We start from the raw sequence: 24,465 nt of genomic DNA, 5'->3' as shown, positions 1-24,465 counted from the left end.
TAAGGCTGTCTGAAGACCGCGCACCAGGATCAGCTGCATGGCTGAACAGATGAAACCGCCCAGCTCCGACAATCGCTCGGTCGGCCGGGCAGCAGCGGTGGTTGGCGAGCGGTGGTCGCTGCTGATCGTCGAGGAGGCGTTCGACGGCGTACGCCGCTTCCAGGACTTCCGTAGCCGACTGGGCATCGCCAGCAACCTGCTGTCGACGCGCCTCAACAAGCTGGTCGGCGCAGGCGTCCTGGAACGGGTTACCTACCAAGAGCCAGGCGGGCGCAACCGGGACGAGTACCACCTGACCGAACGAGGCACCGACTTACGCCCGGTCCTCGTCGCCCTGCTCCACTGGGCCGACAAACACCTGCCTCACTAACCCACGCTGTCGCCACTGCCGTGGCCAGGAGCGGCGGCGTGGGCTAGAGGATGTTGCGGAGGTAGCGTTCGGGCGCTTCTAGGTAGGCCTGCCAGTTCTTGACGATCTCCAACTCGCGCCAGGCTGCCTTGCGGATGCCCCAGTCGCCGACTTCGAGGATGGTGGCTCCGGGCAACGAGCAGACGATGGGGGAGTGGGTGGCGCAGATGACCTGGGCGCCGGCGGTTGCCAGTTCGTTCAGTACGCCGACCAGCGCGAGGCTGGAGGAGAACGAGAGAGCCGACTCGGGTTCGTCCAGGCAGTAGAGGCCGGGGCTGTCGAAGCGGCTGCGGAGTACTTCGAGGAAGCCTTCGCCGTGGCTGAGTTCGTGGAAGTTCGGGTCGCCTCGCGGGCCTGGGTTCTGTTCCAGGTAGGTGTAGTAGCCGTGCATCGTCTCGGCGCGGAGGAAGAAGCCCCAGCGAGGGGAGCCGGCGCCGCGGGTGAGCACCAGGTCCTGAGCCAGTGACGACTCCGATGCGCGGGTGGTGAGCCGCGCGCCGGTGGATCCGCCTTCGGGTGACATCCCGAAGGCGATCGCGATGGCCTCCACCAGGGTGGACTTGCCGGCGCCGTTCTCACCGACGAGGAAGGTGACTCCAGGCTTCAGCTCCAGTCCGTCAAGCAGGATCTGTCGGACTGCCGGGATGGTGTGTGGCCAAGCCCCGGAAACGGTGATGCCCTCCGCCGCGGCAACCCGGCGTACGGGATGAACGGCGAAGGGCATCTGTTCAGGGTAGACAACGCAAGGTCCCTCCGGCGCGAGCCGACGGGACCTTTGAGTTGTAGTGATCAGTCGTCTTCATCGTCCAGGCGGGCGAGCCAGGTGGCGAAGCGTTCCGTCGGGGTCTCGAACTCGGGGTTCAGGTCGACGAACTCGCGTAGCCGCTCGGCGACCCAGGCCAGCGTGACGGTTTCCTCGCCACGCCGGCCCTCGAGTTCCTCGATCCCTCGGTCGGTGAAGTACACGTCAGCTGAAGGCCTGCTTCATCAGCGTCGCGTTCTCGGCGACGTGGACGCCGTGCGAGCCGACCGACGTCGCGGACATGGCCGGCCGGGACACCCGGTAGAACGGCTTGCCGCCCAGGTGCTCGGTCAGGTTCAGCGCCATGAACGGCCAGGGGCCCTGGTTCGCCGGCTCGTCCTGCACCCAGCGGATCTCCTGCAGGTTCGGGTACTTCGCGAGCTCGGCCTTGAGCTCCTCGGCCGGCAGCGGGTAGAGCTGCTCGACCCGCAGTACGGCGGTGCTGATCTTGTCCGGCTCCGCCTTCTTCCGCTCCGCCATCAGGTCGTAGTAGATCCGGCCGGAGACCAGGATGACCCGCTCGACCGCGGCGGTGTTCTGCTCGGCCTCCGGGTCGTTCAGGACCGGGCGGAACGTGCCGCTGGTCAGCTCCTCCGGCTGCGACACCGCTGCCTTCAACCGGAGCAGCTGCTTCGGCGTGAAGACGATCAGCGGGTTGTGCTCCTCCTGCAGCGTGTGCCGCCGCAGCAGGTGGAAGTACGACGCGGGCGTCGACGGCTGCGCGACGGTCATCGCGTTCTCCGCGCACAGCGCCATGAACCGCTCGATCCGGGCGGACGAGTGGTCCGGGCCCTGGCCCTCGTAGCCATGCGGCAGCAGCAGTACGACACCGGACTTCTGGCCCCACTTCGCCTCACCGGCCGAGATGTACTCGTCGATGATCGACTGGGCGCCGTTGACGAAGTCGCCGAACTGGGCCTCCCAGAGGACCAGCGCGTCCGGCCGCGCCACGGAGTACCCGTACTCGAAGCCGAGTGCCGCGTACTCGCTCAGCAGCGAGTCGTAGACGTAGAAGTTCGCCTGCTCCTCGTCCAGGTTCTGCAGCGGGACGTAGTCCTGCCCGTTGACCCGGTCGATGACCGCGGCGAACCGCTGCACGAAGGTGCCGCGGCGGCTGTCCTGCCCGGCGAGCCGGACCGGGCGACCGGCCAGCAGCAGCGATCCGAAAGCGGTCATCTCGGCGCTGGCCCAGTCCACCGGACCCTGGGTGATCGCGGCAGCCCGGCGTTGCAGCTGCGGCATCACCTTCGGGTGAGCGGTGAAGCCCTCCGGCAGCGTCGTGTACGCGTCGGCGATCTTCTTCAGTACTTCGGGCGTGGTGGCCGTCGCGTCCGGGCCCTCCGGCTTGTCCGGGTAGACCGGCACGGTCACGTACGGCGCCGGCGTATCGGGCTGCGATTTCGCCTCGCGGACCTCGGTGAACACCCGCTCCAGGCGCTGCTGGAAGTCGCGCATCGCCTGCTCGGCCTCTTCGACCGTGATGTCGCCACGGCCGATCAGGGCCTCGGTGTAGAGCTTGCGGACGGACCGCTTCTGCTCGATCAGGTCGTACATCAGCGGCTGCGTGAACGACGGGTCGTCGCCCTCGTTGTGACCACGGCGGCGGTAGCAGACCAGGTCGATGACGACGTCCTTGTTGAACGCCTGGCGGTACTCGAAGGCCAGGTCCGCGACCCGGATGCAGGCCTCGGGGTCGTCGCCGTTGACGTGGAAGATCGGCGCCTGGACCATCCGGGCGACGTCGGTGCAGTACATCGACGAGCGCGACGAGGCCGGCGAGGTGGTGAAGCCGACCTGGTTGTTCACGATCACGTGGATCGTGCCGCCGGTGCGGTACCCGCGCAGCTGGGACAGGTTCAGCGTCTCCGCGACCACACCCTGGCCGGCGAAGGCCGCGTCACCGTGGACGAGCAGCGGCAGCACCGGGAACGCGGCGCCCTGGTCGAGGATGTCCTGCTTGGCGCGGACGATGCCCTCGAGCACCGGGTCGACGGTCTCCAGGTGGGACGGGTTCGCCGCCACGGACACCTTGATCTTGTCGCCGAACTCGGAGACGAACTCGCCCTCGGCGCCCAGGTGGTACTTCACGTCACCGGAACCCTGGACCGTGCGCGGGTCGATGTTGCCGTCGAACTCACGGAAGATCTGGCTGTACGACTTGCCGACGATGTTGGCCAGCACGTTCAGCCGGCCGCGGTGCGCCATCCCGATGGTGACCTCGTCCAGTCCGGCGCCGGCGGCCTCCTCGCAGAGCTCGTCGAGCAGCGGGATGGTGGTCTCGCCACCTTCCAGCGAGAAGCGCTTCTGGCCGACGTACTTGGTCTGCAGGAAGGTCTCGAACGCCTCGGCCTCGTTCAGCTTGGCCAGGATCCGGAGCTGCTCCTCGCGCGGCGGCTTGGTGTGCGGCCGCTCGATCCGCTCCTGCAGCCACTTGCGCTGCTCGGGGTCCTGGATGTGCATGTACTCGATGCCGACGGTCCGGCAGTACGAGTCGCGCAGGATGCCGAGGATGTCGCGCAGCTTCATGAACCGGCGGTCGCTCTGCGCCCCGAAGGAGCCGGTGGCGAACTCGCGGTCCAGGTCCCACAGCGTCAGGCCGTGGGTGGCGACGTCGAGGTCCGGGTGGCTGCGCTGCTTGTACTCCAGCGGGTCGGTGTCGGCCATGATGTGGCCGCGCACGCGGTACGCGTGGATCAGCTCCAGGATCCGGGCCTGCTTGCTGATGTCCTCCTCGTGGCTGTGCGGGAGGTCGGCGGCCCAGCGGATCGGCTCGTACGGGATCCGCAGGCTCTGGAAGATCTCGTCGTAGAAACCCTCGTCGCCGAGCAGCAGGCGGTGCAGCCGGCGCAGGAACTCACCCGACTGGGCGCCCTGGATGATCCGGTGGTCGTACGTCGAGGTCAGCGTCATCACCTTGCTGACCGCGAGCTTGGCCATCGTCTCCTCGGCCGCGCCCTGGTACTCCGTCGGGTAGTCCATCGCGCCGACGCCGATGATGCAGCCCTGGCCGGCCATCAGCCGTGGCACCGAGTGCTGGGTGCCGATCGTGCCGGGGTTGGTCAGGCTGATCGTGGTGCCCTGGAAGTCGGGCAGCGCGAGTTTGTTGTCCCGGGCCCGCCGGACAACGTCCTCGTAGGCCATCCAGAACTCGGCGAACGTCATCGACTCGGTCGCCTTGATCGACGGCACCAGCAGCTGCCGGGTGCCGTCGGGCTTCTGCATGTCGATCGCGAGGCCGAGGTTGATGTGCTGCGGCTGGACCAGGGTCGGCTTACCCTCGGTCTCGTCGTACGACGCGTTCATCTCCGGCAGCGTCTTGAGCGCCCGCACCAAGGCCCAGCCGACCAGGTGGGTGAAGGAGATCTTGCCGCCGCGGGCACGCCGCAGGTGGTTGTTGATGACGATCCGGTTGTCGATCAGCAGCTTGACCGGCACCTGCCGGACGCTGGTCGCGGTCGGGACGTGGAGGCTGGCCTCCATGTTCTGCGCCGTCCGCGCGGGCGCACCGCGGAGGATCCTGCGCTCCGAGTCCGTGCTGCTCTGCGGCGCGGGCTTGGGCTGGGCGCTGGACGGCTGGTTCACCGTGCCTCCGGTCGGAGCTCCGCTCGCGGCGGGGGCGGCTTTGGCTGGGGATGCTGCCGGCTGTACTGCGGGCGCCGGCGTCGCTGCCGCTGCGGCAGGGGGCGCGGCCGCGGCCGCCTGGGCGGCCGGCTGGCTGGAGGCGGGCGCGGCGGCGGCGGTTCCCCGGCTGGGGGCCTCCGGCGTCTTGTTGTCCGACACGGCATCGGGACGGGGAGCGTCGGCCGGGCCGGTCTTCACCGGCTTCGCGTCACCCGTGCTGTCCCCCTTGAAGCTGTCGCTCTCGAAGTACTCCGACCAGGCCTGATCCACCGACTTCGGATCCTGGAGGTACTTCTCGTACATCTCGTCGACCAGCCATTCGTTGGCTCCGAAGGCTGCGAGGGGGTTCGTTTCTGATGGCTCGGTGGCCACTTGGCAGTTCGCCTCTTCCGATCGGGTCAGATACCAGTAGTTAGGACTACGGGTGTTATGAGGTAGTTCCCGAGGCAAGGCTAATAGCTGCCGCAACTCTCGCGCAGCCCGGGATCACCGGACCAGTCGATCAAGTGGTTGGCGTCGCGGCAGTTGATCGATCGACAACTGGAACACCTTCTGCCGTGGTGTTTCAGGCGGCCGCTTCAAGCCTTCGCCGAAGCCGCTCCGATCCGGCCTCGCGTGGATTGCCGGAGCCGTTGCAGTACTGGACATCCGGCGCCTTCGGCAAGCGTTCACGAGGCTCTGATCGAGCCTGTCTGGCCACTGTATGCAGTTGCCCCCTCGCAGCCCGTCATACCCGGCTGCGCACAAAGATGTGGTCAACGTCACTCACCGGATCAGTCCAGTTCTCACCGATTGGCCAGCCGCCGGACCAGCTTGAGGCCCGACCAGGTGGCATCGATCGCACACACCTTCACGTCCACCACCCCGAGCGGCACGGCCAGCTCGCGGACCCCGTTCTCGTCCAGATCGGTCGGTACGCCGGACGCCCGCTTCGGCCAGGCGACCCAGATCATCCCGGCGGTCGTCGTCCTGGGCAACAGCACCGGCAGCCGTTTCGCCAGCCTGGCCCGATCCGGGCAGAACGCCAGGATCACGTCGTACTGCGTGGGTACGCGCCCGAGCCGGCCGAGCGGCATCACGTCGCCCGGAAGACCCTCGACGACGAATCCGGCCGGCGCATTGTCCAGCACGACGGCGTACCCGGGCTTGATCCCCAGCTTCGCGGCCAGCGGCTTGCCGGAGTACCCGGTGGTGGTCATGACCCAGATTGTCGCCCCGGCGGAGGCCCGGTGGCAGGTCGTGCCCGCGGCGCGGCGGCATACTGTGCGAATGGCGTTGACGGACGAGGCGATCGTCAAGATCAAAGAGATGATCACCTCGGGGGAGCTGGGCCCGGGCGACCGGTTGCCGAAAGAGGCCGATCTGGCCTCCCGGCTGGGGCTGTCGCGGAACTCGCTGCGGGAAGCGGTGAAGGCGCTCACGCTGGTCAACGTGCTCGACGTCCGGCACGGCGACGGCACCTTCGTCACCAGCCTCGACTCGGCGCACCTGCTCGACGCGCTCAGCTTCATGGTCGACCTGCACCGCGACGACTCGGTTTTGCAGTTCTTCGAGGTACGACGGTTGCTGGAACCGGGCGTCGCCGCTCTGGCGGCCGGGCGGATCAGCAAGGAGCAGCTCGAGGACCTCCGGAACCTGACCGGCAGCCTCACTCCGTCGTCCGGCGTCGACGAACTGGTCATCAACGACCTTCGGTTCCACCGGGGGATCGCCGAGGCGACCGGGAACGCCGTCGTGTGCTCGCTCCTGGACGGCATCTCCGGTGCTACCCAGCGGGCTCGCATCTGGCGCGGTGTCACCCAGGCCCGGGGCGGTCGAGCGGACTCTGGCCGAGCACACCGCGATCCTGGACGCGATCGAGCTCGGCGACGCCGAGGCCGCCCGCGCCTGGATGACCGCTCACATCGCCGGCATCGAGAACTGGCTCCGGAAGGCTCCCTGATCTCCTTGCGTCCGAAGAAGTGGTGATGACGTCCCTCCTGTTCTTCGGACGCAAGGAGGTGGAAATGTGGTTGAACAAAATCGCAGCCGGTGGCTAACCTGGTCCTCGTTACATTGCCAACGGCAGGGGTTCGGGTTGTCGAACTGAGATCTCTCTTCAGTAGCGGTTGATCGCCACCGATCGGTGGGCGGTCTCGTTCGAGATCTCGAAGGACGACCCTGATGTCTTACTCCTTGACCTGTACTGACCTCTTTTTCGCCTGGCCGGACGGCGACGTGCTGTTCGACGGCCTCAGCTTCGTGGCCGGACCAGTCCGGTCGGGGCTGGTCGGCCGCAACGGCGCCGGCAAGTCCACCCTGCTCCGGCTGATCGCCGGGCGGCTGAATCCGCAGCGCGGCTCGATCCGGGTCAGCGGCGAACTCGGCTACCTGCCGCAGGACCTGACCCTCGACGTCACCCTGACCGTCGACCAGGCCCTCGGCATCGCCGGGATCCGCAAGGCGATCACCGCGATCGAGGCCGGCGACGCGTCCGAGCACAACTTCTCCGTCGTTGGTGACGGCTGGGACGTGGAGGAGCGGGCCGAGGCGATGCTCGGCAAACTCGGCCTCGGCTCGATCGGGCTCGATCGCAGCGTCGGCGAACTGTCCGGTGGCGAAACGATCCTGCTCGGCCTGGCCGCCGAGCTGCTCAAGCGACCCGACGTACTGCTCCTCGACGAGCCGACGAACAACCTGGATCTGCGGGCTCGCAGGCAGTTGTACGACGCGGTCGACACCTTCCGTGGCGCGCTGATCGTGGTGAGCCACGATCGGGAGTTGCTCGACCGGGTCGACCAGATCGGCGACCTGCGCCGGGGTGACCTCACCTGGTACGGCGGCAACCTCACGGCGTACGAGGAAGCTGTCGCGGTGGAGCAGGAGGCTGCTGAACGGATGGTGCGGTCGGCTGAATCCGATCTGCGGAAGCAGAAGAAGGAGTTGGCCGAGGCGCGGATGAAGATGGATCGGCGGCGGGCGGCCGGGCAGCGGGCTTTCGAGGCGGGCGGGATTCCGAAGATCGTGGCCGGCAACTTGAAGCGCAATGCGCAGGTGTCGGCGGCGAAGCACATCGGGATGCACGCCGACCGGTTCGATGCCGCGAAGGAGGCGCTCGACGACGCGGAGGAGAAGGTCCACGACGACGAGAAGATCCGCGTCGACCTTCCGAAGACGATCGTCCACGCCGGGCGCATCGTGCTGAAGCTGGAGGACTACCTACTGCGGACCGGTCTGGAGGCGTCGCTGGAGATCCGTGGTCCGGAGCGGATCGCGTTGGTGGGGCCGAACGGCGCAGGCAAGAGCACGCTGCTGCACGCGATCGTCGCGGACGAGAAGCCTCTCGTTCCTTATCGGTTGTTACCGCAGCGACTGGATCTCCTGCGGGACGACCTTTCGGTGGTGGAGAACCTGGCGCTGATGGCCCCGACGGTCGAGAACCAGGACCGCCGCTCCCGGCTGGCGCGTTTCCTCTTCCGTGGAAGGGCTGCCGACCAGCCGGTCAGCACCCTGTCCGGCGGCGAACGCTTCCGGGCGACCCTCGCCGCGTTGCTGCTGGCCGAACCGCCACCGCAGTTGTTGATGCTCGACGAACCCACCAACAACCTCGACCTGTCCAGCGTCACCCAACTAACCGACGCCCTCGCGTCATACCAAGGAGCCCTCGTGGTTGCCAGCCACGACCTCCCCTTCCTCCGCTCAATAGGCATCACCCGCTGGCTCCAGCTGGACCAGCACGAGTTGGTCGACATAGACCCCCTCTGACCTCACGCGGCTCTGCGTCGTGGCTCGTCGACAACGTCGGTGAGCGAGATCTGGTGCCGGGGTGCGGTCCGGCCTGGTTCGCGTCGCCGGGCTGCGGGATCGTGCTGGTCGGGGTGGTGGGTGCGCCCGGCTCCCACCTTGGCCTGACCGAGGCGACTCTGTGCACCGGATGAGCATCTGGCGGCCCCGGAGTACTCATCTCAAGCACAAGGGCCCCTCCTGAGCCAACCTCGTCGAATCGACTAAGGCGCATCCACCTAGACGCGCCTTACAGTCAGGCCGATGCCCGCCGCCGGGCAGCCAACGGCGGCGAGAGGCCCACCAGCACGCCGTACTCCGGGGAACGGGCCGGCCCTTCGCTGGGTGGAAACAAATTTGCACCTGCGACTAAAAACTTTCCAGCTAGTGCGCCCGCTGCTCGAGTCGCGACGGGGGGCGAAGCGGACTGGTGGTGCTGCCTGAGGTAGGGCTCGGGAAATCAGCCGGGGGTCGGGGCATCCTCGCGGAGCAGGCCGGCGGATTTGAGGTCGGTCCATAGGGCGCCGGGGATCTCCACTCGCGACAAAGCGGCGTTGGTGTGGACCTCTGGGGCGGTGCGGCAGCCTACGGCTATGCCGGCGACCGCGGGGTGGAAGAGGGGGAACGCCAACGCGACCGCCGGCAGGGTGACGCCGTGGGATTCGCAGATGTCGGCCAAGGCGTTGGCCTTGGAGACCAGGGGAGCTGGGGCGGGGGAGTAGTTGAAGGTGGCGTCGGGGGCCGGGCGGGGCTGGGAGAGGAGGCCTGAGTTGAAGATGCCTACGGCAACTACCTGTACGTCGTTCGCAAGGCAGGCGGGGAGGACGTCGTCCAGGCCGTCCGGGTCGAGCAAGGTGTAGCGGCCGGCCAGCATGATGGCGTCGATGTCGACCTCGTTGACGAAGCGGGTGAGCATCGCGGTCTGGTTCATGCCGGCGCCGATGGCGCGGATGACACCCTGGTCGCGGAGTTCGATCAGCGTCGGGAAGGCGGTCGCGACTGCTTCCGAGTAGTGGTCGTCGGGGTCGTGCACGAAGACCACGTCGAGGCGGTCGGTGCCGATCCGGCGGAGCGAGTCCTCGATGCTCTGCATGACGCCGTCGCGGCTGAAGTCCCAGCGCCGCCTACGTCGGGAAACGACGGCGAAGCCTTCATCGTCGGGAGCTTCAGCGTCAACAGAATAGATAATCCGGCCGACCTTCGAAGAGAGCACGTACGAGGAACGGTCGCGGGCCGCCAGCCCAGCACCCAGGCGCTCCTCGGCGAGCCCGAGTCCGTAGTGCGGCGCGGTGTCGAAGTACCGCCAGCCCTCGTCCCAAGCGGCTTGGACGGTCGCCACAGCCTCGGAGTCCTCAACCGGGCTGAACAATCCGGCCAACGGCGCCCCGCCGAGTCCGATCCGGGCGTCCTCCGGGAAGAGCCTCACGACCGGGCCGCCGGCAGCCGCAGGTTCTGCATGCCGCCGTCGACAGCAAGCGCAGTACCGGTGGTCGATCCGGCCAATGGGCTGGCCAGATAGGCGATCGCCAGCGCGACCTCGTCCGCCGACACCAGGCGGCCGAGAGGCTGGCGAGCCTCCAAAGCAGCGCGCTCAGCAGCGGGATCCGTCGCCACATCGAGCAGTCGGCCGACCCAAGGCGTGTCCGCGGTACCGGGGTTCACGCAGTTGACGCGGATCCCCTCGCGGACATGGTCAGCGGCCATCGCCATCGTCAGAGCCAGTACGGCACCCTTGCTCGCGCTGTAGAGAGCCCTGTTCGGCAGCCCCGCAGTAGCTGCGATCGAGCAAGTGTTGACGATCGCCGCGGCCGACGAACGGCGCAGGTAGGGAAGCGTCGCCCGAGTGACGCGGGCGATCCCGACCACGTTCACGTCGAGAACCCGATGCCATTCCTCATCCTCGTTGCCGGCCACCGTGCCCTGCGCGCCGATGCCCGCGTTGTTCACCAGGATGTCGATCCCACCCAGCTTCAACGCGGCAGCCGACACCGCGTCCCGGACCGAGCTGTCGTCGCTCACATCAGCGGCGATCCCGACCAGCGGCGGCGGTACGTCGGGCTTGAGGTCGAACACGACCACCTCGGCACCGCGGGCGGCCAGCAGCGTCGCCGCCGCGAGTCCGATTCCCGAAGCTCCTCCGGTGACCACTGCCCTCAGACCGGCGAAATCCGTCACTTGGCACTCTCTTTCTCGAGGTCGGTCCAGATCTTGCCACTCGGGTACCGGTAGTCGCACAGAGTTTCGGCGTCCATCTCAGCGCTGAACCCCGGCCGCGTCGGCGTGACGTACTGCCCGGACTTGATCTCGACCGGGTCCAGGAAGTGCTGGTGCAGATGATCGACGAACTCGATCACCCGGTTCTCGGTGCTGCCGCTGACCGCGACCAGATCGAACATCGACAGGTGCTGGACCAGCTCGCACAAGCCGACCCCGCCGGCGTGCGGACAGACCGGTACGCCGAACTTCGCCGCCAGCAGCAGGATCGCGACGTTCTCGTTCACCCCGGCGACCCGGGCGGAATCGAGCTGCAGGAACGACAGCGACTCGGCCTGCAGCAACTGCTTGAAGACCACCCGGTTCTGCACATGCTCACCGGTCGCGACCCGGGTCGGTGCGACAGCGCGTGCGATGGTCGCGTGCCCGAGAATGTCGTCCGGACTCGTCGGCTCCTCGACCCACCACACGCCGTACGGTTTCAGCGCCTCGATCCAGGTGATCGCGTCGGCCACGTCCCAGCGCTGGTTGGCGTCGATCGCGATCCGGATTTCCGGCCCGACCGCCTCCCGCGCCAGCCGCATCCGGCGGATGTCGTCGTCGAGGTTCGCACCGACCTTGAGCTTGATCTGGCTGAACCCGTCGGTTACCGCCTCGTGGCAGAGCCGGACCAGCTTGGCGTCGTCGTACCCGAGCCAGCCGGGCGTCGTCGTGTACGCCGGGTAGCCCTGCTCGCGCAGTACCTTCTCGCGTTCCGTGCGACCCGGCACCGCGGCGTACAGAATCTCCAGCGCCTCGTCCCGGGTGAGTGCGTCGGTGAGATAGCGGAAGTCCACCAGGTCGACGATCTGCTCGGGGGTGAGGTCGCTCAGCAGCTTCCACAGCGGCACCCCGGCGCGCTTCGCGGCCAGATCCCAGACGGCGTTGACGACCGCGCCGATCGCCATGTGCATGACCCCCTTCTCAGGGCCGAGCCAGCGCAGTTGCGAGTCGTGCACGAGCGACTTCCAGAACGCGCCGAGGTCGCCGAGGACAAAGTCCACGTCGAGACCGATCACGTGGTCGCGGAGCGCCTCGATCGCCGCGGTCTGGACGTCGTTGCCGCGCCCGATCGTGAAGGCGAAGCCGTGCCCTTCGAGGTCATCACCGGCATCGGTCCGCAGGATCAGATACGCCGCCGAGTAGTCCGGGTCCGCGTTCATCGCGTCGGAGCCGTCCAGGTCCAGCGAGGTGGGGAAGCGGACGTCGTACGTCTCGAACTCCGTGAAGCGTGGCATCGACATCCGTTCTGCCTTGATCCGACCTGACGGACGAATCCTATAGGATATGTGCCCGCTTACGTACTGGCCAGGGGGTTAATTCATCGGATCAAAGAAGTCGGCCGACTAAAGTCGTCCCGTGCCGGATGAACATGAGCAGGTACTGCGGCTGGGCAGCAGGTCGTTCGGGCCGGGGGAGTTCGCCTTGATGGCGATCGTCAACCGGACCCCGGACTCGTTCTTCGACCGCGGCGCGACCTACGCCACCGACGCTGCGTACGAGGCGATCGGCCGGGCGGTCGCGGACGGCGCGGACCTGGTCGACATCGGCGGCGTCAAGGCCGGGTACGGCGAACCGGTCTCCGAGGAGGAAGAACTTCGCCGCACGGTCGACTTCGTCGCCGGGATCCGGGAGCGTCACCCCGACCTCGTGATCAGCGTCGACACCTACCGCAGCGGCGTCGCCCGCCGGGTCGGCGCGGCCGGGGCGGACCTGATCAACGACACCTGGGCCGGCTCGGATCCAAAGATGCCGGCCGCCGCGGCCGAGGTCGGCGCCGGGCTCGTCTGCAGCCATGTCGGCGGCCTGACGCCCCGGACGGACCCGCACCGGATGGCGTACGACGATGTCGTGGCGGACGTGATCCGGACGACCACCGCGCTGGCCGAGCGCGCGGTCGCGGCCGGCGTACGGCGGGACGGCATCCTGATCGATCCGACCCACGACTTCGGGAAGAACACCCTGCAGTCGCTCGAGCTGACCCGCAGGCTGGACGAGTTGACCGCGACCGGCTGGCCGGTGCTCGTCGCCGTCTCCAACAAGGACTTCATCGGCGAGACCCTCAACCTGCCGCCGGGACAGCGCGGCAATGGCACGATTGCCGCGCTGAGCGTCTCCGCCTGGCTCGGCGCCCGGGTCTTCCGCGTCCACGACGTCCCGGCCGCCCGGCAGGCGCTCGACCTGATCGCCGTACTACGAGGCGCGGCCGAGCCCGCCGGAACCAGAAGGAGCCTGGCCTGATGCACAGCCTGAACCCTGCCGAGGTCGGCGGCGACGAGATCCTGCAGGCGTACCAGGTCGAGGACCGGTCGGTGCCGCACGTGCGGTGCAACTTCGTCACCAGCATCGACGGCGCGGTCGAGATCGACGGTCAGTCAAAGTCGCTGACCAGCCCCGAGGACAGCGAACTGTTCGGCAAGGTGCGGATGCTCAGCGACGTGGTCCTGGTCGGTGCCGGCACGGTCCGGATCGAGGGCTACAACCCGCTGCGGCTGGGCAAAGAACGGCGTGCCTGGCGCAAGGATCACGGCCTGCCGGAGAACCCGACGCTGGCGATCGTCTCCTCCCGGCTGGAGCTCGACCCGATCAACCACGTCTTCGCGGACGCGCCGGTCCGGCCACTGGTGATCACCCACGCGGCCGCGCCGCCAGATCATGTGGAGGCCTTGGGCGAAGTAGCCGACGTACTGATCTGCGGTGAGGCCGAGGTCGACCTGCACCTGGTGGTGGCGGCGCTGGCCGAGCGGGGGTTGCCGCAGATCCTCTGCGAAGGCGGGCCGCGTCTGCTCGGTGCGCTGACCGACGCCGACCTGGTGAACGAGATGGACCTGTCGCTGTCGCCGCTACTCGTCGGTCCCGGCGCCGGGCGAATCACTGCCGGAGCGTTCGACACAGTGGCTCGGCGGTTCGTACTGCGGTCGGTGCTCGGCGCCGACGACGGCTCCCTGTTCCTGCGCTACCTCCGGGCGCACTGACCGGCTCGACTACGGTTGAGCCTGTGCCTATCGCCAGTGCCGCTGTCTGTCCGCACCCGCCACTGCTCGTTCCCGCAGTCGCCGGCGGTGCAGCAGCCGAACTGGATGAGCTACGCGCTGCCTGCCTCGCCGCGATCGACCAGCTCGCCGATGCCGACGCCCTGGTGATCGTAGGCTCCGGCCCCGCCACAGGCACGCAGTACGACGTATCGGCGGGCGGCACCTTCGGCCCGTACGGCGCTCCCTCGGTGCGGGTCGGCTCCGGCGAAGCAGTGCTGCCCCTGTCGCTGACGATGGGAAGCTGGCTCGTCTCCCAGAGCAAAGCTGCGGGCATGCCCACTGTCCTGATCACGGTAGAGATCGACGAGCCGGTCGCGGGCTGTCTGGAGCTCGGCCAACAGCTTGCCGCTAGCAACGAGCGGATGGGGCTACTGGTGATGGGCGACGGTTCGCCCCGGCGTAGCGAGCACTCGCCGGTGCACCTGCACCCGCGAGCGGAGATCTTCGACAGCACGGTCGCGGCCGCGCTTGGCGTGGCGGACACGACTACACTCGCTGCGCTCGACCCGGAGCTTGCCGTCGAGCTCAAGGCTGCCGGGCGAGCACCCTGGCAGGTGCTCGCGGGTGCAACAGCTTCCGCGACGTTCACGGGCCAGTTGCTGTACCACGCGGCCCCGTACGGCGTCGGCTACTTCGTCGCAGCCTGGTCTGCCTGAACTTTTGCCGGATGACCTTCCATTGGTACGTCGGGCCACCGGTCTGCGGTGGCTGCCAGATCCGGATGACCAGCTTCGACCAGCTGGTTGGCCAGCTCCACCCGAGCAGCCCGTACGGCGTCGGCCGCCTCCTCCGCGGTGGGATAGGGGCCGGACCAGTTACACACGGCATCCCCGGCGAACCAACCGCCGGCCGCCCGGCGTACGTGCGAAGCCGCCAGGCGGTCTGCGGGGAGGGCGTCACCACGCTCAGCGGCCAGTTGGACGACCGCGTCGACGGTGACCACCTCGGCGCTCAGATCCGTTAGCGGGCGAAGATACACGGCGTCGGTGTAGACGAACTCATACCCGTCCGGCGCGCGCTCTGCCAACCACTCGAGCGCCTCGGCGGCAGTGGTACGGAGCTTATCTGAGTTGTCCGGATCGGCGAGCGTGTGCACGCCGCACATCCTGGTGTGGGTCGGGCGCAGCTCGTTCTGCCAGAGGCGGACCTGCAGTTCCTCGCGGCCGGACAACCGGCGACCGAGGATGCGGGCCAGCCCGACCACGTCGAAGTTCAGCTCGTCAGGAGTGCGTTTCCGGCCGGGCTCGAACGGCTCACCCGGCAACGTCCCGTGCGTAGTCCACGGCCCGACATGCCAACGCTCCAACGTGGTCATGGCCCGACTCTACTCAGCTCCGTTCAGGAGCTGCCACGTCGAAGGTGGTGCTCAGGTCGGTGAGGATCGACCAGGCGCCCTGCAGGCCGACCGCGGTCATCCAGGTGATGTCGGGTACCTCGTGCACCTTCGGCTGCAGCGGCTTCCAGAGTGGGTTGGCCTTGAACTGGTCGGCCGTCTTCTTACTCAGACCCTTGTCGTCCGCGTAGACGGCGACGAAGATCGCGTCGGCGTCCGCGTCCTTGATCCGCTCGGCGCTGATCTCGGCCGCGAAACCGTTCACGTCCTGCGACTTCGGCCGCTTCAGGGCGGCGTCCTTCAGCACGATGCCGGAGAAGCTGGCGCCCTGGTACAGCCGGGTGGGGCCGTCCACGAACCGGACCACCGAGATGGTCGGGTTGTTCGCCTTCTCGTTGATCGCCTTGCCGACGGCCTTTGCCGCCGTTTCGTACGCGCTGAGCTCCTGCTCGGCCTTGTCCTCTTCCCCGAGCGCCTTCCCCTCGAGCCGGATGTTGTCCTTCCAGGTCGGCCCGGTGGTCTCGGTCATCACCGTCGGCGCGATCTTGCTCAGCTGCGGGTACAACTTCTCGTGCCGCACCTTCGCCGTGATGATGAGGTCCGGCTTCAGCGCGGCGATCTTCTCCAGGTTCGGCTCGGTCAGCGTGCCGACGGACTGCGCCTCGGCGCCGTAGGTCGTCCGGTCGTCGCCGAGGTAGTCCGGCAGCTTCCCGTTGATGGTCCGGTAGTCGGTGAACCCCACCACCGGCGTCTGCAGGATCAGCGTCGCGTCGACGAAACTCGCGTCCAGCGCCACCACCCGCTTGGGTTTCGCCGGAATCTCCGTCTTCCCCATCGCGTGCTCGACAGTCCGCGGGAACCCGGCATCGGCGACCGCCTGGCCCGGATCCTCCAACTTGTCGGACCCACCACATCCGGTGAGAGCCAACGCGACAACAGCAATCAAAGCGCCAAGACGGACGCGCACAAGAACTCCCCAGCCAATCGACAGCAAGTCCCCGCACCCTAGCATCAACTTAGGCTGCCCTAACTTGCCTGGTCTCAGGCGTCAGGCGGGCGTTGGCGGACCCGCGGTAAGGGTCGCCTAAGGTTGGGCGGCATGTGGGGTGTGCGAGGGGTGCCGAGGGCTGCTGCGCTGATGGCGTTGGTGGGTGTCGTGGTCCTCGCTTTCGGGGCGAGTCTGGTGTTCGGGTCTCGGTGGCTGGGGGTCGGGGCGGTCGGGCATGCGTTGCTGTCGCAGGGTGGGGCTGACGCGGATGTGATCGTGCGGAGCCTGCGGCTGCCCAGGACTGTGGTGGCGTTGGTGATCGGGGCGTGTCTGGGGATCGCTGGGGCGTTGATGCAGGGGCATACCCGGAACGCGCTGGCCGAGCCCGGGATCTTCGGGGTGAGTGCGGGGGCCGCGTTGGCGGTGGTGCTGGGGTTGCAGGTCGGTGTGGTGGAGACGGTCGGGTCGACGGTGTGGTGTGCGTTGATCGGCGCGCTGGTGGCGACGTTCGGAGTACAGAAGCTGGCGGCACGGGGGAGTGGCGCTTCTCCGGTCGGGTTGGCGTTGACCGGGGCGGCGGTGGCCGCGATGTTGGGGGCGTTCACCTCGGCGATCGTGTTGCTCGACGCGAATACCTTGGACGGCTACCGCTTCTGGGCCGTCGGATCCGTGGCCGGGCGAGGGTTCGATGTGGTCGGGCAGGTGCTGCCGTTCGCGATCATCGGGCTGATCCTGGCGGCCTTCAACGCGCGCGACCTCGATTTGCTTGCCCTGGGCGACGATATCGCCGCGGGGCTCGGACTCTCCGTACGCCGGGCGCGGTTGGTCGGGCTGCTCGCGATCGGCCTGCTGACAGCGGCCGGAGTCGCGGCCTGCGGGCCGATCGGGTTCCTCGGATTGCTCGCGGGCCATGTCGCGCGGCGGATCTTCGGAGCACGCAACAGCTGGCTGATCCCCGCCGCCGGATTGACCGGGGCCGCCGCGCTGATCCTGGCGGACCTCGTCGGTCGCTTGGTCGGCGGAGCCGGTGAAGTCCAGGCGGGCGTCGTATTGGGGATCGTCGGCGCGCCGCTGTTCGTGATCGTCGTACGGCGTCGCGCGGTGGCCTTGTGACCACCGCAACAGAGACGGCGGTGGTCAAGCCGCGGACCGTAGTACTGGCCGCAGGATTCGCAATAGCAGCAGTGATTCTCGCGCTGGTCTCGTTGAGTCTCGGCACTACGAAGCTCCCGCTCGACGAGGTACTGCGCGCCCTTGTCGGTGGAGGCGACAGTGGGACGCGACTGATCGTGCTGGAGCTCCGGCTGCCGCGCGTCGCGACCGGCCTGCTGGTAGGGATCGCATTCGCGGTGTCGGGCGCTCTCCTGCAGACCTTGTCGCGCAATCCGCTGGCCAGCCCGGACATCATCGGCGTCAACTCCGGTGCCTCCGCGGCCGCTGTCACGGTCATCGTCTTGGCAGGGACCGGTGGCGGCAACATCTCCGGTGCGGCCGAGCGGATCGGCCTGCCGTTGGCCGCGATGCTCGGCGGCTTACTGGCGACGCTAATCGTCGGCCTGCTGTCGATCCAGCGCGGCGTCGTCGACGTGAGCAAGGTGGTCCTGATCGGCGTCGGAGTCGCGGCCGCCGCGAACTCACTGGTCGCGTGGCTACTGGTCGTCGGTGACGTCACCGACGCGGGCCGCGCCGCCGCCTGGTTGGCCGGCTCCCTCAACGCACGGACCTGGTCCGACGCGGTCCCGGTCGGGATCGCGGTCGCGGTGTTGTTGCCGGTAGCAATGATATTCGGCCGCGAGCTCGAGGCTCTCGTACTGGGTGACGACGTCGCCTCCTCGCTGGGCGTCCGGGTGTCCCGGGTCCGGGTTGCTCTGTTGATCGTCGCCACAGTGCTCGCCGCGATGGCAACCGCCGGAGCCGGGCCGATCACCTTCGTCGCGCTGGTGGCCCCGCAGGTCGCCCAGCGACTGGCACGGACGGATCGACCGCCACTGTTGACGACCGCGATGCTCGGCGCGCTGTTCGTCACGCTGGCTGATCTGATCGCGAGGAACGGCCTGCAGGTGCTGCAGGTCGGCCCGTACGAGTTGCCAGTCGGAGTCGTCACCGCCGCGGCCGGAGCGCCGTACCTGCTCCACCTCATCGGCCGTCAGCAGAAGGGGCGCTGAACAGTGCACGTCCAAAACCTCACTCTTGCCTACGGCCCCGACAAGCCGGTCGTGTCCGACCTCACCCTTGATCTGCCGACCGGGCAACTGACGGCGATCGTCGGGCCGAACGGTTCCGGCAAGTCGACCCTGCTGCGGGGGATGAGCCGGTTGCTCGCGCCGCGCAGCGGTCACGTTCTCCTTGATGGCAAGGACATCCACCAACTGCCCGCCCGCGAACTGGCTCGTCTGCTCGGCCTGCTGCCACAGGGGCCGGTGACACCGGAAGGGATCACCGTCGCCGAGCTCGTCTCCCGCGGGCGGCATCCGCATCGCGGCCTGTTCGCCCGGCTGACGTCCGACGACCAGCAGGCGATCGACGACGCCCTGGCCGCTGTCGAGCTGGTCCACCTACGGGACCGGCCCGCCGACCAGTTGTCCGGCGGTCAACGGCAACGGGTCTGGATCGCGATGGTGCTTGCCCAGGGCACGCAGTACCTGCTGCTCGACGAGCCGACGACGTACCTGGATCTCGCACACGCGGTGGACGTGATGAACGTGGTCCACGCGGCCGCGCACGGGACCGGCCGAACCGTCGTGACCGTGCTGCACGACCTAACGCTGGCGGCGCAGTACGCCGATCATCTGGTGGTGATGGGAGACGGCAGGATCGCGGCACAGGGCCGGCCTGCCGACGTACTGACAGAGGAACTCCTGAAGGAGGTGTTCGGACTGCGGGCCAAGGTGGTCGAGGTCGCCGGGGCGCCCGTCGTGGTGCCGGATCGTAGGCTGTTGGGATGACGTACTCCGCGAAGAGCCTCGCGGACATGCTGGACGGGGAGATGTCCTGGCTGTCCGTGCGTACTGCGGACGCCTTGCCCGGACCCGAGTGGATCTCCTGTGCCGCGCTGCTGGCGGAACAGCAGGCCGGCGGCGATCCGACCTACGAGTGGCGGAAGGCTCTGCGGGACGACTACGGGCGCGACTACGACATCGAGCCGCCCGAACAGGTCGCGGCGATGTTCGTGCTGATGTGGTACGTATCGGTGCCGTCGATCGTGGCCGCTCTTTCGGCCGCCATCGCGGGGGTTTCGCCGGATGTCTCGCCGGAATCGGTGGCCTTCCGCCGCCATCCGACCGCGCATTACCCGACCGACGTCGCCCTGCTCTCCGACGGTGTGGTCTCGATGCACGAAGCGGCCGCGCAGGTCGCCAAGCACACCCGAGCCTTCACCGATTCGTACCGGCCCTGGCGTGAGGCTCAGCTCCCTGCAGCGTCTCGGCGCGGTCGAGGACGAGCTCCGCGGCGCGCTTCGCGTTCCAACGGATGCCCCGCACCGGACGGCGGCCGCCGAGGCCTTCCAGATCGACCTGGACCAATCCATCCGTACGTCGTGCTGCTTCTTCTACGCCCTCCCCAACGTCAACGCCTGCGGCGGCTGCCCCCGGGTGAAGTGAGAATTTCGCTCAGAGCGCAACGGGCATGCTCTACCACTGGTGGTGGCCGCGCAGGACGGCTGGCACAGGAACGACTGGGGCGGGAGGTGAGATACCCCGCCTGAGCCCCTCCTGAGCCTGGCCGCCGAATATTGTCGGTGCCGCCCGGCACGATGTCGATCATGAATCTGACACAGTGTCGGGCGGCCATCGCGCCGCCGCGTACGTCATCGACGGGTAACCCGCTATCGGTTGTCCGCGTCCAGGGCCGCGGTTAGGTTCGATGACGTGACGGAGCCTGGTGGTACCCCGGCGACGGCCCCGATCGGCTCACGTGCGGCCGCTGAGGGTTACGTCGAAATGGTGTGCTTCAAACACGGTCCTCCACAGCTGCAAGGCGTCGAGCTGGAGTGGACAGTGCACTATGCGGACGACCCGCACCGACCTCTCGATGCCGACCTACTGAGCAAGGCCCTGGGCGCGCACGCGCCCGCCACCCTGGTCCCCGGCAGCCCGCAGTTGCCGCTCGGCCGGGGTGCTCTGGTCACGGTGGAGCCGGGTGGCCAGGTAGAGATCTCCGGCGCCCCGTCAGCTTCAGTCACGAGGCTGATCGACGACACCGCCGCCGACGCGGCCGAACTGACCTCCCTTCTCAGCGCAGCCGGCTTGGTCCTGGGCGACCACGGCCTGGACGCCTACCGGCCACCCCGGCGCATCCTGACCGTCCCGCGCTACGCGGCGATGGAGCGCGCGTTCGCCCAGCTCGGCCCGCACGGCCCGAGGATGATGTGCAGCACCGCCGGACTGCAGATCTGCCTCGACGCCGGCGAAGCCGACCAGACCGCCACCAGGTGGCGGGCTCTGCACGATCTCGGCCCGACCCTGGTCGCGCTGTTCGCCAACTCCCGGCGCAGGACCGGTGAAGACACCGGCTGGGCCTCGGCCCGGACCGAGGCCACCTTCGGCACCTGTGCGCCGTTCACCGAGCCGCCGCCGCTGGACGGCGACCCGGCCGCGGCCTGGGCCCGGATGGCGATGGAGGCTCCGGTGCTCTGCCTGCGCCGCGGCGACAACTGGGACGCCCCGGCCGGTCTCACCTTCGGCGCGTGGGCCGACGGCGCGCTGCCCGGCGACAGTCCGACGTACGAGGATCTCGAGTACCACCTGTCCACCTTGTTCCCGCCGGTCCGGCCGCGTGGGTATCTCGAAGTGCGGTATCTGGACACCCAGGCCGGAGACGGGTGGATTCCGCCGACCGTGCTGCTGACGGCGTTGATGTCCGACCCCGTCCTGATCGACCGCGCCATGGCCGCTGCCGAACCGGCAGCGGGCCGCTGGTTCCCGGCGGCCCGGGAAGGACTCGACGACAAGTTGATCCTGCAGGCCGCGCGGGACGTGGTCGACCTCGGCATCGAAGTACTGGACCGGACCGGCATTGGTCCCGACCGGCTCGGCCCTGAGCTGGTCAGTGATGTCGCAACCCGGCTGAGCCGCGTCGTCGACGACACCCAGAGAAGGCGAGCATCATGAACCACCAACTGTCCGACCTCACCGAGGAAGGCCTGCGCGCCTTCGTCGCGGAGCAGCTCGACCGCTCCAGGTCCCGGACCGTCCAGCTGACGGACGCGGTCGACACCGATGATCTCGTCCGGCAGCACTCGAAACTGATGTCGCCGCTGGTCTGGGACTACGCCCACATCGGTAACCAGGAAGAGCTCTGGCTGGTCCGCGACGTCGGCGGCCGCGAGCCGGTCCGCCAAGACATCGACGAGCTGTACGACGCGTTCATGCATGCCCGGGCTGATCGGCCGACGCTGCCGCTGCTAGGTCCGACCGAGACCAAGGCGTATGTGGTCGAGGTCCGGGACAAGGTGCTCGACGTGCTCGACCACGTGAAGCTCGGCGGCGGCCGGGAGTTGGTGGAGAACGCGTTCGCCTTCGGGATGATCGTGCAGCACGAGCAACAGCACGACGAGACGATGCTGGCGACCCACCAGCTGCGGACCGGGGTGCCGGTGCTGGACGCGCCCGAGCCGCCGGCAGGTCGCAGGCTGGCTCGCTCCGAGGTGCTGGTTCCGGGTGGGGTCTTCGAGATGGGGACGTCGGTGGAGCCGTGGGCGCTCGACAACGAGCGGCCCGCGCACGCGGTGCGCGTCACGCCGTACGTGATCGACACCGCGCCGGTCAGCAACGGGGACTACCTGAGGTTCGTGGTCGGTGGTGGGTACACCGATCCGAAGTGGTGGTCCGAGGCCGGCTGGGCGCACGTCCAGAAGGCGTCGCTGGTCGCGCCGCGGTTCTGGGAGCAGGCCGACGGCAACTGGATGCGGACTCGCTTAGGTCACCGCGAGCTGCTGCCGCTCGACGAGCCGGTGATGCACGTCTGCTTCTACGAGGCCGAGGCGTATGCGGCCTGGGCGGGCAAGCGGCTGCCGACCGAGGAGGAGTGGGAGTTCGCCGCCCGCTTCGATCCGGCGACCGGGCGGACCAGGCGGTTCCCGTGGGGTGACGAGAGCCCGGGGCCGCAGCACGCGAACCTGGGACAGCGGCATCTACGCCCGGCACCGATCGGTGCGTACCCGGCCGGAGCGTCGCCGCTCGGGGTCGAGCAGCTGATCGGTGACGTCTGGGAGTGGACCAGCAGCGACTTCAAGCCGTATCCGGGCTTCCGCGCGTTCCCGTACGACGAGTACTCGCTGGTCTTCTTCGGCAACGACTACAAGATGCTGAAGGGCGGCTCGTTCGGCACCGACGAGGTGGTCGCCCGTAGTACGTTCCGCAACTGGGACTACCCGATCCGGCGGCAGATCTTCGCCGGGTTCCGTTGTGCGCGGGATCCCCTACCGTCGGAGCTCGGCTAGATGTGCCGACATCTGGCCTACCTAGGGCCGGCGGTGCCGCTGGCATCGCTGGTTCTGGAGCCACCACACGCGCTATATAAGCAGAGCTGGGCGCCGGCCGACATGCGCGGTGGCGGCTCGGTCAACGGCGACGGCTTCGGACTCGGCTGGTACGTCGACGGCGCGCCCGTGCGGTATCGGCGGAGTGTGCCGATCTGGGCGGACGAATCGCTGCCCGGGCTGGCCGGGTCCATTCGATCAGCTGCAGTGCTGGCCGCAGTGCGGAACGGGACGGTCGGCCAACCGCTGACCGAGACTGCGGTGGCGCCGTTCGTGCGGGACCAGTGGTTGTTCAGCCACAACGGGTTGATCACCGGCTGGCCCGGCTCGGTCTCCAAGCTCGCTGAGACCTTGCCCGTCTCCGAGCTGCTCACCCTCGATGCCCCGATGGACTCCGCCCTGCTGTGGGCATTGGTGCAAGACCGCTTGTACTCCGGTGCGCCCGCGGCAGAGGCGGTCGCATCGGTGGTGCGAGAGGTGGCCGCGGCCGCACCCGGCTCCCGGCTCAACCTCCTACTGACCGACGGCGAGCAGATCATCGCCACGACCTGGACCCACGCGCTGTGGTTCCGCCGTACGGCGGACTCCGTCGCCGTCAGCTCCGAACCATGGCAGAGCGACGGCTGGGAAGAGATCCCGGACCAGTCGTTGCTGGTAGCAACCAAGAGCTCCCTGGCGCTGTCCCCTATCTCACCGCAGGCCCCCTTGGCTCCCCGACCGGTGGAGCTACCGATGGAAGGACGAGAGTGACCCTCATCGACCCCGAGATCGATATTCATCTGACCCCGGACTACGCCGCCCGCGCCTTACGGGAGGACGCCCGGGCCGGCTTGACCGCGGAGCCCAAGTGGCTGGCGCCGAAGTGGTTCTACGACGCACGTGGCAGCGAGCTGTTCGAGGAGATCACCCGGCTGCCGGAGTACTACCCGACCCGGGCGGAACGGGAGATCCTCGACGCCCGGTCCGGTGAGATCGCCGAGCTGACGGGCGCGAGGACGCTGGTCGAGCTCGGCTCCGGTTCGTCGGAGAAGACGCGGCTGCTGCTGAACGGGTTGCGGGATCACGGCACGCTGACGACGTTCGTTCCACTGGACGTGTCCGAGTCGGCGCTGCGCGAGGCGGCCGCCGCGATCACCGCCGACTACCCGGGGCTCGTCGTGCACGGAGTCGTCGGCGACTTCACCGAGCACCTGGACAAGCTGCCCGGCGATGCCCCTCGCGTGGTGGCGTTCCTCGGCGGCACGATCGGGAACCTGCTGCCCGACGAGCGTGCCGACTTCTTCACGTCGGTTCGCGAGGTGCTCGAGCCGGGGGAGTGGCTGCTGCTCGGCACGGATCTGGTGAAGGATCCGGCGACCCTCGTCGCGGCGTACGACGACAGCGCGGGCGTGACGGGGGAGTTCAACAAGAACGTGCTGCGGGTGCTCAACCGCCAGCTCGGCGCGGACTTCGACGTGGACGTGTTCAGCCATGTCGCGGTCTGGGACGCCGAGAACGAGTGGATCGAGATGCATCTGCGGGCCGACCGGGCGATGCGGGTGCTGATCCCCGAGATCGGGCTCGAGGTCGAGTTCGCCGAGGGGGAGGAGCTGAGCACCGAGGTGTCGGCGAAGTTCCATCGGTACGGCGTCGAGGCCGAGCTCGGCAAGGCCGGCTTCACCCCTGGTGCTTGGTGGACCGACTCGGAAGAACGCTTCGCCCTCTCCCTCTGGCAGGCCGTCTAGCCGACTGCTTACGTCCGAAGACCCGAGGGGTGGGGCCCTCGGGTCTTCGGACGTAGC

Annotated in this window: 23 protein-coding genes; 14 read left to right on the top strand and 9 right to left on the bottom strand. The window is 68.3% G+C overall.

Going from position 1 to position 24,465, the window contains the following annotated elements; translation table 11 throughout:
* The first annotated feature begins 37 nt into the window (after positions 1-37).
* Entirely contained in the window at positions 38-370 is a 333-nt protein-coding gene (locus F1D05_RS08835; RefSeq protein ID WP_185446800.1) for a winged helix-turn-helix transcriptional regulator, read from the top strand.
* Positions 371-413: 43 nt separating this feature from the next.
* Here F1D05_RS08835 and F1D05_RS08830 read toward each other — a convergent pair whose 3' ends face one another.
* The 4 genes from F1D05_RS08830 to F1D05_RS08815 form a co-directional block, all read right to left on the bottom strand.
* Positions 414-1,133 carry an AAA family ATPase gene (locus tag F1D05_RS08830; protein ID WP_185446799.1) on the bottom strand — a complete coding sequence of 240 codons (720 nt, stop codon included), beginning with the start codon at positions 1,131-1,133 and terminating at the stop codon, positions 414-416.
* A 65-nt stretch (positions 1,134-1,198) separates the two neighbouring features.
* Positions 1,199-1,375: a DUF6104 family protein gene (locus tag F1D05_RS08825; protein ID WP_185446798.1), complete on the bottom strand. Its 177-nt coding sequence runs from the start codon at positions 1,373-1,375 to the stop codon at positions 1,199-1,201.
* A 1-nt stretch (position 1,376) separates the two neighbouring features.
* The gene (locus F1D05_RS08820) at positions 1,377-5,204 is read right to left on the bottom strand and encodes a multifunctional oxoglutarate decarboxylase/oxoglutarate dehydrogenase thiamine pyrophosphate-binding subunit/dihydrolipoyllysine-residue succinyltransferase subunit (RefSeq protein ID WP_185446797.1); all 3,828 of its coding nucleotides are present in this window, start codon (positions 5,202-5,204) and stop codon (positions 1,377-1,379) included.
* Between the two features lie 413 nt (positions 5,205-5,617).
* Positions 5,618-6,031 (bottom strand): DUF3052 domain-containing protein, encoded by a 414-nt coding sequence (locus F1D05_RS08815; RefSeq protein WP_185446796.1) that lies wholly within the window; start codon positions 6,029-6,031, stop codon positions 5,618-5,620.
* A 70-nt stretch (positions 6,032-6,101) separates the two neighbouring features.
* On the opposite strand from F1D05_RS08815, the gene F1D05_RS08810 reads away from it, so the two are divergent.
* Both F1D05_RS08810 and F1D05_RS08805 read left to right on the top strand, forming a co-directional pair.
* Positions 6,102-6,800 (top strand): FadR/GntR family transcriptional regulator, encoded by a 699-nt coding sequence (locus F1D05_RS08810; protein ID WP_246486540.1) that lies wholly within the window; start codon positions 6,102-6,104, stop codon positions 6,798-6,800.
* Between the two features lie 195 nt (positions 6,801-6,995).
* Positions 6,996-8,576, top strand: coding sequence for an ABC-F family ATP-binding cassette domain-containing protein (locus F1D05_RS08805; protein ID WP_185446795.1), 1,581 nt, complete (start codon positions 6,996-6,998; stop codon positions 8,574-8,576).
* 478 nt (positions 8,577-9,054) lie between these two features.
* Here the strand turns inward: F1D05_RS08805 and F1D05_RS08800 are convergent, their stop codons facing one another.
* Genes F1D05_RS08800 through F1D05_RS08790 form a run of 3 tightly spaced genes read right to left on the bottom strand, consistent with a single transcriptional unit; the run spans position 9,055 to position 12,091 of the window.
* Complete coding sequence (locus tag F1D05_RS08800) at positions 9,055-10,020, bottom strand: aldo/keto reductase (protein WP_185446794.1); 966 nt, start codon at positions 10,018-10,020, stop codon at positions 9,055-9,057.
* Complete coding sequence (locus F1D05_RS08795) at positions 10,017-10,769, bottom strand: SDR family NAD(P)-dependent oxidoreductase (protein WP_185446793.1); 753 nt, start codon at positions 10,767-10,769, stop codon at positions 10,017-10,019. Before F1D05_RS08795 ends, F1D05_RS08800 begins: the two co-directional genes overlap by 4 nt.
* Positions 10,766-12,091 (bottom strand): L-fuconate dehydratase, encoded by a 1,326-nt coding sequence (locus F1D05_RS08790; RefSeq protein WP_246486539.1) that lies wholly within the window; start codon positions 12,089-12,091, stop codon positions 10,766-10,768. Before F1D05_RS08790 ends, F1D05_RS08795 begins: the two co-directional genes overlap by 4 nt.
* A gap of 184 nt (positions 12,092-12,275) precedes the next feature.
* Here F1D05_RS08790 and folP point away from each other — a divergent pair, with 184 nt between their 5' ends.
* Genes folP through F1D05_RS08775 form a run of 3 tightly spaced genes read left to right on the top strand, consistent with a single transcriptional unit; the run spans position 12,276 to position 14,538 of the window.
* Positions 12,276-13,088 carry a dihydropteroate synthase gene (folP, locus tag F1D05_RS08785; protein ID WP_185449066.1) on the top strand — a complete coding sequence of 271 codons (813 nt, stop codon included), beginning with the start codon at positions 12,276-12,278 and terminating at the stop codon, positions 13,086-13,088.
* A complete protein-coding gene (locus F1D05_RS08780) occupies positions 13,088-13,822 on the top strand; it encodes a pyrimidine reductase family protein (protein WP_185446792.1) in 735 nt (244 codons plus the stop codon). Before folP ends, F1D05_RS08780 begins: the two co-directional genes overlap by 1 nt.
* 23 nt (positions 13,823-13,845) lie before the next feature.
* Positions 13,846-14,538: a class III extradiol dioxygenase subunit B-like domain-containing protein gene (locus tag F1D05_RS08775; protein ID WP_185446791.1), complete on the top strand. Its 693-nt coding sequence runs from the start codon at positions 13,846-13,848 to the stop codon at positions 14,536-14,538.
* Here the strand turns inward: F1D05_RS08775 and F1D05_RS08770 are convergent.
* Positions 14,511-15,197, bottom strand: coding sequence for a hypothetical protein (locus F1D05_RS08770; protein ID WP_185446790.1), 687 nt, complete (start codon positions 15,195-15,197; stop codon positions 14,511-14,513). The genes F1D05_RS08775 and F1D05_RS08770 overlap by 28 nt on opposite strands.
* Positions 15,198-15,210: 13 nt before the next feature.
* The gene (locus F1D05_RS08765; RefSeq protein WP_246486538.1) at positions 15,211-16,182 is read right to left on the bottom strand and encodes an ABC transporter substrate-binding protein; all 972 of its coding nucleotides are present in this window, start codon (positions 16,180-16,182) and stop codon (positions 15,211-15,213) included.
* Positions 16,183-16,314: 132 nt separating this feature from the next.
* Here F1D05_RS08765 and F1D05_RS08760 point away from each other — a divergent pair, with 132 nt between their 5' ends.
* The 8 genes from F1D05_RS08760 (at position 16,315) to egtD (ending at position 24,408) form a co-directional block, all read left to right on the top strand.
* The gene (locus F1D05_RS08760) at positions 16,315-17,316 is read left to right on the top strand and encodes a FecCD family ABC transporter permease (protein WP_185446788.1); all 1,002 of its coding nucleotides are present in this window, start codon (positions 16,315-16,317) and stop codon (positions 17,314-17,316) included.
* Positions 17,313-18,368 carry a FecCD family ABC transporter permease gene (locus F1D05_RS08755; protein ID WP_185446787.1) on the top strand — a complete coding sequence of 352 codons (1,056 nt, stop codon included), beginning with the start codon at positions 17,313-17,315 and terminating at the stop codon, positions 18,366-18,368. Before F1D05_RS08760 ends, F1D05_RS08755 begins: the two co-directional genes overlap by 4 nt.
* A 3-nt stretch (positions 18,369-18,371) precedes the next feature.
* Positions 18,372-19,148 (top strand): ABC transporter ATP-binding protein, encoded by a 777-nt coding sequence (locus F1D05_RS08750; RefSeq protein WP_185446786.1) that lies wholly within the window; start codon positions 18,372-18,374, stop codon positions 19,146-19,148.
* Positions 19,145-19,909 (top strand): hypothetical protein, encoded by a 765-nt coding sequence (locus F1D05_RS08745; RefSeq protein ID WP_246486537.1) that lies wholly within the window; start codon positions 19,145-19,147, stop codon positions 19,907-19,909. Before F1D05_RS08750 ends, F1D05_RS08745 begins: the two co-directional genes overlap by 4 nt.
* A 163-nt stretch (positions 19,910-20,072) precedes the next feature.
* The gene (locus F1D05_RS08740) at positions 20,073-21,314 is read left to right on the top strand and encodes a glutamate-cysteine ligase family protein (protein WP_185446785.1); all 1,242 of its coding nucleotides are present in this window, start codon (positions 20,073-20,075) and stop codon (positions 21,312-21,314) included.
* A complete protein-coding gene (gene egtB / locus F1D05_RS08735; protein ID WP_185446784.1) occupies positions 21,311-22,645 on the top strand; it encodes an ergothioneine biosynthesis protein EgtB in 1,335 nt (444 codons plus the stop codon). The genes F1D05_RS08740 and egtB overlap by 4 nt, the downstream gene beginning before the upstream one ends.
* Complete coding sequence (gene egtC / locus F1D05_RS08730) at positions 22,646-23,434, top strand: ergothioneine biosynthesis protein EgtC (protein ID WP_185446783.1); 789 nt, start codon at positions 22,646-22,648, stop codon at positions 23,432-23,434.
* Positions 23,431-24,408, top strand: a complete 978-nt coding sequence (gene egtD, locus F1D05_RS08725; RefSeq protein ID WP_185446782.1) for an L-histidine N(alpha)-methyltransferase — start codon at positions 23,431-23,433, stop codon at positions 24,406-24,408. Before egtC ends, egtD begins: the two co-directional genes overlap by 4 nt.
* Positions 24,409-24,465: the final 57 nt, after the last annotated feature.

The organism is Kribbella qitaiheensis (assembly GCF_014217565.1).
Classification (GTDB): Bacteria; Actinomycetota; Actinomycetes; order Propionibacteriales; family Kribbellaceae; genus Kribbella; species Kribbella qitaiheensis_A.
The sequence above is the reverse complement of the archived record's forward strand: the minus strand, read 5'-3'. Positions and strand labels throughout refer to the sequence as shown.

Coding starts and splice junctions, on each gene's coding strand:
- F1D05_RS08810 (WP_246486540.1), top strand. CDS start 6,102: ATGGCGTTGACGGACGAGGCGATCGTCAAGATCAAAGAGATGATCACC.
- F1D05_RS08780 (WP_185446792.1), top strand. CDS start 13,088: ATGCACAGCCTGAACCCTGCCGAGGTCGGCGGCGACGAGATCCTGCAG.
- F1D05_RS08770 (WP_185446790.1), bottom strand. CDS start 15,197: ATGACCACGTTGGAGCGTTGGCATGTCGGGCCGTGGACTACGCACGGG.
- egtB (WP_185446784.1), top strand. CDS start 21,311: ATGAACCACCAACTGTCCGACCTCACCGAGGAAGGCCTGCGCGCCTTC.
- F1D05_RS08790 (WP_246486539.1), bottom strand. CDS start 12,091: ATGTCGATGCCACGCTTCACGGAGTTCGAGACGTACGACGTCCGCTTC.
- F1D05_RS08805 (WP_185446795.1), top strand. CDS start 6,996: ATGTCTTACTCCTTGACCTGTACTGACCTCTTTTTCGCCTGGCCGGAC.
- F1D05_RS08815 (WP_185446796.1), bottom strand. CDS start 6,031: ATGACCACCACCGGGTACTCCGGCAAGCCGCTGGCCGCGAAGCTGGGG.
- egtC (WP_185446783.1), top strand. CDS start 22,646: ATGTGCCGACATCTGGCCTACCTAGGGCCGGCGGTGCCGCTGGCATCG.
- folP (WP_185449066.1), top strand. CDS start 12,276: ATGGCGATCGTCAACCGGACCCCGGACTCGTTCTTCGACCGCGGCGCG.
- F1D05_RS08745 (WP_246486537.1), top strand. CDS start 19,145: ATGACGTACTCCGCGAAGAGCCTCGCGGACATGCTGGACGGGGAGATG.
- F1D05_RS08830 (WP_185446799.1), bottom strand. CDS start 1,133: ATGCCCTTCGCCGTTCATCCCGTACGCCGGGTTGCCGCGGCGGAGGGC.
- F1D05_RS08760 (WP_185446788.1), top strand. CDS start 16,315: ATGTGGGGTGTGCGAGGGGTGCCGAGGGCTGCTGCGCTGATGGCGTTG.
- F1D05_RS08835 (WP_185446800.1), top strand. CDS start 38: ATGGCTGAACAGATGAAACCGCCCAGCTCCGACAATCGCTCGGTCGGC.